Annotated in this window: 1 protein-coding gene; it reads right to left on the bottom strand. The window is 74.4% G+C overall.

What is annotated here, in order from left to right:
* Window positions 1-325 (bottom strand): O-methyltransferase (locus CCN35_RS26780; protein ID WP_211285587.1); only part of this gene is annotated, 325 nt, incomplete at its 3' end.
* Window positions 326-704: the final 379 nt, after the last annotated feature.

Here is a 704-nt window from a genome sequence, read left to right as displayed (position 1 = left end):
CCAGGCCGGCCCGTGCGAGGTTGCGGCGGGCCACGTCGGCGTGGTGGGGGTCGTACTCCAGCGAGACCAGCCTGCCGTCGGCGGGCAGCGCCCGGGCCAGCCAGATGGTGCTGTAGCCGCCGAGCGTGCCGATCTCCAGGATCGCGCGGGCGCCCTGGAGCCGGGCGAGGAGCTGCAGCAGCCTGCCCTGGGGCGGCGTGACGTTGATGTGCGGCAGGCCCTCCGCCTCGCTGTCGCGCAGCGCGGCTCGCAGGACGTCGTCCTCCGGGGAGAGCAGGGCGGTGAAGTAGGCGTCGACATCGTCCCAGAGCCGCTGGTCGCTCATGCACAGGCCTTTCGTCCTCGGGGNNGCGGGGGCGGCCGGCCCGCGGCCCGGCCACTCCAGCGGCCACGCGCCGTGTGCCCTTTCTCACGTCCGGCGAACGCGTCCGAACCGTCCCCGCTCCCTCGTCAACCGGACAAAATGCGAGCGGACGACAGGTGAAGCGGGGGTTGCCTGCGTCTCTCCCCGAAAAGAGGCGGGCCGCATAGGGTTCGCGGAGGGGGCACCGGCGCACGGGCGTGCGCGGTACGGCGCGGAGCACAGGGGTGGGAGGCCGACGAGGCGTGGGGAACGCGGAACACGGCGGGAGACCGGTCGCGGGACCGGCGGGGGCATGGGGAGCGGCGGCCACGGACACGGCCCGTCTGCACGCGATACGTCT

This window comes from Streptomyces thermovulgaris, assembly GCF_002155915.1.
Taxonomy (GTDB): domain Bacteria; phylum Actinomycetota; class Actinomycetes; order Streptomycetales; family Streptomycetaceae; genus Streptomyces; species Streptomyces thermovulgaris.
The sequence above is the reverse complement of the archived record's forward strand: the minus strand, read 5'-3'. Positions and strand labels throughout refer to the sequence as shown.